Genomic DNA, 4,019 nt, shown 5'->3' with positions numbered 1-4,019 from the left:
TGGCGGGGCTGGGGGTCGGTCTGCTGGCGGGGGCGATCAACGGCAGCATCATCGCCCTCAGCGGGATCCCGCCCTTTATCGCCACCCTGGGAATGATGGTCTCGGCCCGTGGCCTGGCGCGCTACTACACCCAGGGCCAGCCGGTGAGCATGTTGTCGGATTCCTACACCGCCATTGGCCATGGGGCGATGCCGGTGGTGATCTTCCTGGCGGTGGCGGTGATCTTCCATGTCGCCCTGCGCTACACCCGCTATGGCAAGTACACCTATGCCATCGGCGGCAACATGCAGGCGGCGCGCACGTCGGGGATCAACGTCAAGCGCCACCTGGTGATCGTCTACAGCATCGCCGGGCTGCTGGCCGGGTTGGCCGGCGTGGTGGCCTCGGCCCGGGCCGCCACCGGGCAGGCGGGGATGGGCATGTCCTACGAACTGGATGCCATCGCCGCGGCGGTGATCGGTGGCACCAGCCTGGCCGGAGGCGTGGGGCGCATCACTGGCACCGTGATCGGCGCGCTGATCCTGGGAGTGATGGCCAGCGGCTTTACCTTCGTCGGTGTCGATGCCTATATCCAGGACATCATCAAGGGTCTGATCATCGTCGTGGCCGTGGTCATCGACCAGTACCGCAACAAGCGCAAGCACACACGCTGATGCCGATGGCTGGCGGCGTAGGGGAAGGGCGGTAGTCGGTCGCAAAAAGGGCCAAATCCGCTGTCCGGTACTGCCGTTTGTCTTCTAAAGGACCTGCGTGAATCGGATTTTTTGTTATAAAAGCACTCCGATCACCCGCCCCAAAGCCCGCAATTGCGGGCTTTGGGCGGTTTGTCGGACAGATTCGCTGTCATTTCAGTTGCTGCGCCCTCAAACCGGCCTTAGACTGCCGCCCCTCGTAAATTGAGTGCCGGGTGGCGCTTGGAAGGTATGGCGCCTTTCTGATGACCTGACGGGTCAACCGGAAACAGCTTGAATTCGCCTTAATGCACGTATTTTTTATAGAGAAATCAATGACCAAGGAAAAGTTGCTGGCCATGCCGGCGGATGACTACATGAATGCCGAGCAACACGCTTTTTTCACTGAGCTGTTGCAAGCCATGAAGGTGGAAACCCACGAGCGCATCGAGCAGAACCGGATCGCCATTGAAAGCCTGGATACCCCGGCTGACCCGGCCGACGCCGCTTCCGTCGAAGAAGAGCGCACCTGGTTGGTCAACGCCATCGATCGCGACCAGCGCATGTTGCCGCAGCTGGAGCAGGCCCTGGGCCGGATCAGTGACGACAGCTTCGGCTGGTGCGACGACAGCGGCGAGCCGATCGGCCTCAAGCGCCTGCTGATCAGCCCGACCACCAAGTACTGCATCGAAGCCCAGGAACGTCACGAGCAGATCGACAAGCACCAGCGCCAGGCCTAGAGCAGCAAGCGTCTGAAGTGCATCCTGTCCCGGGGGCGCAGCCTAGCCAGCGCTGCGCCCTGGAATGCAAGCCCCTCGCAACAGTTCCCCCTCCCTTCGGTAGCCGCGCCACGGCCACCGTTCCCTTGATCTATTGCAACACCCATTCCGCCAGCCCCTGAATAATGCCCCGCACGCGCCTCTTGCCGCTTGAGGCTGCAAGCTTGCGCTGTTCCTGTTCCTACTAAGGGACCATGGATCATGGCGTTATAGTGGCGTGTAATGCGGCAAAACAATTAGAGCGGTATGGGGTGAGCAACATGTCAAGAGATGGATCTCTCGCGGTGCCTGCCGCACAGGTACCGGCGACTCCCGAATCCGCCCCCTGGTGGGCTCCGGCGCTACAGAGCGCGGCCTTGATGGCACTGCTGGCCGGCCAGGCCCTGGGTGACTGGCCGCTGTACCTGTGCCTGCCGCTGGCGGTGGTGGTGATCTGGCTGCCCCGCCTGCGTAGCCGCAAGATGGCCGGGGCGGTGGCGGCCGCCAGCGATGACGAAATGGCGGCGCTGACCCGCGACCTGTCCTACAGCACCTCCCACAATGCATTGTCCGCCGCTGGCGTGGCCTATTCGGTGACCCGCCTGGCCGACAAGCTGCAGTCGCAGCTGGATGCCGCGGTGCGCATCGTCGGTAACGCCGAGGTGATGATCAAGACCGAACAGGTCACCTCGCAGCTCAGCCGCCAAGCGCTGGAAGCCGCCAGCGAGGCCCATGCCAGCAGCGCCGAAGGGCGCACGGTATTGGGCGAGTCGATCAACCGGATGCACCTTTTGAGCCAACGCGCCAACGACAGCCGTGAGTCGATCGAAGCCCTCAGCCAGCGCAGCGAGGAGATCCAGCGCGTGGCCCTGGTGATCCAGTCCATTGCCAGCCAGACCAACCTGCTGGCCCTCAACGCGGCCATCGAAGCGGCCCGGGCCGGCGAGCACGGCCGTGGTTTCGCCGTGGTCGCCGACGAGGTGCGCGGCCTGGCCGGGCGTACGGCGGTAGCCACCGATGAGGTCGGGGTGATGGTGGCCGATATCCAGCAGCGCACCGGCGATGTGGTGGAGCAGATCCGCCAGTTGTCCGATGACCTGAACCTGGGGGTCGAGCAGGTGGAGCACACCGGTCGCCACCTGGACAACATCGCCCGCCTGGCGGCCGGGGTCGAGGAGCAGGTCAGCGAGATCGCCCGGGGCGCCGAGACCAATCGCGAACAGCTGGACAGCCTGTTCCACGCGGTGGAGCAGATGCGCAGCGACCTGGCGGTCAGCGACCAGCAGACCCGCAGCCTGGCCGAGGCGGCGGTGCAAATGGAAGGGCAGGCGGAAACCATCAGCGAGCGCCTGGCCGCGGTGGGCCTGGACGAATATCACCAGCGCATCTACGACCTGGCCCGCGAAGGCGCGCGACGCATCGCCGAGCAGTTCGAGGCTGATCTTGCGGCCCAGCGCATCAGCCTCGATGAGCTGTTCGACCGCAATTACCAGTTGATTCCCAATACGGAGCCGAGCAGGTACCACACCCGTTTCGATCGTTATACCGACCAGGTGCTGCCAGCGATCCAGGAGTCCTTGCTGCCGCGCCATGACGGTCTGGTGTTCGCCATCGCCTGTACCCCGGAAGGCTATGTGCCGACCCACAACCAGGCGTTTTCCCAAGCCTTGACCGGCGATCCCCAGGTGGACAACCTGTACAACCGCAGCAAGCGCAAGTTCGCCGATCGCACCGGCATTCGCTGCGGCAGTCACCAGCAACCGCTGTTGTTGCAAACCTACACCCGCGATACCGGCGAGCTGATGCATGACCTTTCAGTGCCGATCATGGTCCAGGGACGTCACTGGGGCGGCCTGCGCCTGGGCTACAGGCCCGAGCAGGGGCCATCCCGACGGGTGGGATAGCGACCGGCGATTGTTACCGTTGGCGTAATGCTGCTGTGCAATAACCGGCTGTTGTCGGGGAGCGGAAATCATTTAGCATGGCCAGATCGTTAGCCTGCTAATTATTTCCGTGGGGATAGCCATGTACAAGGTCGATGTAGCGGTGATGATAGGCAGCGGCGTGCCCGGTTCGTTGCAAGCCCTGGGGCGCAAGGTGTGCTGGGTGGTGCTGGTCAATGGCGAACAACGGGGCACCGCTTTTGCCAGCCGCGCCGAAGCCGAGGAATGCCAGTTGGCCTGGCAGGAGCAACTGGCGGTGCTGGCGCCCGACCGGGGCCGTTTCAAGCATTCGGCCTAGGTCTGGCTCCAGAGGCCAGCGCGCCCTGGTCGATGGCCTGCTTGAGGGCCCTGGCCTGTTCCCGGGCCGCTGCCGCGGCTTCTTCCGAGGTCTTGAACCAGCGGTCGCGCTCCACCTGGTAGAAGTGCAAGCGGCTCTTCGCCACCTTGGTGCGCAGGGCGATCACGGCCTGGTATTCGCCCCGGACTTCCCGGCATTGGCCACGGATGAAGAATTCGCCAATATCCAGCTCTTTCATTTCCCCTCTGCTCCTTTGGCTCGTTGAGTCCTGGGTGCCCACGGAATGTGGCCGGTTGACCCGGCGTCGAGTATCGCGTGGACGGGGGAACCGGACCCTGAGTCAGATCAG

General features: G+C 63.8%; 5 protein-coding genes. 4 read left to right on the top strand and 1 reads right to left on the bottom strand.

What is annotated here, in order from left to right; all coding sequences use genetic code 11:
- The 4 genes from ACK6AU_RS31450 to ACK6AU_RS31435 all read left to right on the top strand — a co-directional run.
- On the top strand, positions 1 to 653 hold a 653-nt coding region (locus ACK6AU_RS31450), incomplete at its 5' end, for an ABC transporter permease (RefSeq protein WP_409303631.1).
- 353 nt (positions 654 to 1,006) lie between these two features.
- Positions 1,007 to 1,411 (top strand): TraR/DksA family transcriptional regulator, encoded by a 405-nt coding sequence (locus tag ACK6AU_RS31445; protein ID WP_022643977.1) that lies wholly within the window; start codon positions 1,007 to 1,009, stop codon positions 1,409 to 1,411.
- A gap of 233 nt (positions 1,412 to 1,644) precedes the next feature.
- The gene (locus ACK6AU_RS31440; protein ID WP_409303629.1) at positions 1,645 to 3,333 is read left to right on the top strand and encodes a methyl-accepting chemotaxis protein; all 1,689 of its coding nucleotides are present in this window, start codon (positions 1,645 to 1,647) and stop codon (positions 3,331 to 3,333) included.
- Positions 3,334 to 3,454: 121 nt separating this feature from the next.
- Complete coding sequence (locus ACK6AU_RS31435) at positions 3,455 to 3,670, top strand: hypothetical protein (RefSeq protein ID WP_185699330.1); 216 nt, start codon at positions 3,455 to 3,457, stop codon at positions 3,668 to 3,670.
- Here the strand turns inward: ACK6AU_RS31435 and ACK6AU_RS31430 are convergent.
- Entirely contained in the window at positions 3,654 to 3,908 is a 255-nt protein-coding gene (locus ACK6AU_RS31430) for a hypothetical protein (RefSeq protein WP_409303627.1), read from the bottom strand. The two genes, ACK6AU_RS31435 and ACK6AU_RS31430, sit on opposite strands and share 17 nt — an antisense overlap.
- Positions 3,909 to 4,019 lie beyond the last annotated feature (111 nt).

The sequence above is a fragment of the Pseudomonas sp. KCJK8993 genome, assembly GCF_046230915.1.
GTDB classification, from domain to species: domain Bacteria; phylum Pseudomonadota; class Gammaproteobacteria; order Pseudomonadales; family Pseudomonadaceae; genus Aquipseudomonas; species Aquipseudomonas piscis.
This window is presented reverse-complemented; position numbering and strand designations above follow the sequence as displayed.

Bases quoted from the DNA above. Each gene is read 5' to 3' on its own strand.
- ACK6AU_RS31435 (WP_185699330.1), top strand. From the start codon at position 3,455: ATGTACAAGGTCGATGTAGCGGTGATGATAGGCAGCGGCGTGCCCGGT.
- ACK6AU_RS31445 (WP_022643977.1), top strand. From the start codon at position 1,007: ATGACCAAGGAAAAGTTGCTGGCCATGCCGGCGGATGACTACATGAAT.
- ACK6AU_RS31430 (WP_409303627.1), bottom strand. From the start codon at position 3,908: ATGAAAGAGCTGGATATTGGCGAATTCTTCATCCGTGGCCAATGCCGG.
- ACK6AU_RS31440 (WP_409303629.1), top strand. From the start codon at position 1,645: ATGGATCATGGCGTTATAGTGGCGTGTAATGCGGCAAAACAATTAGAG.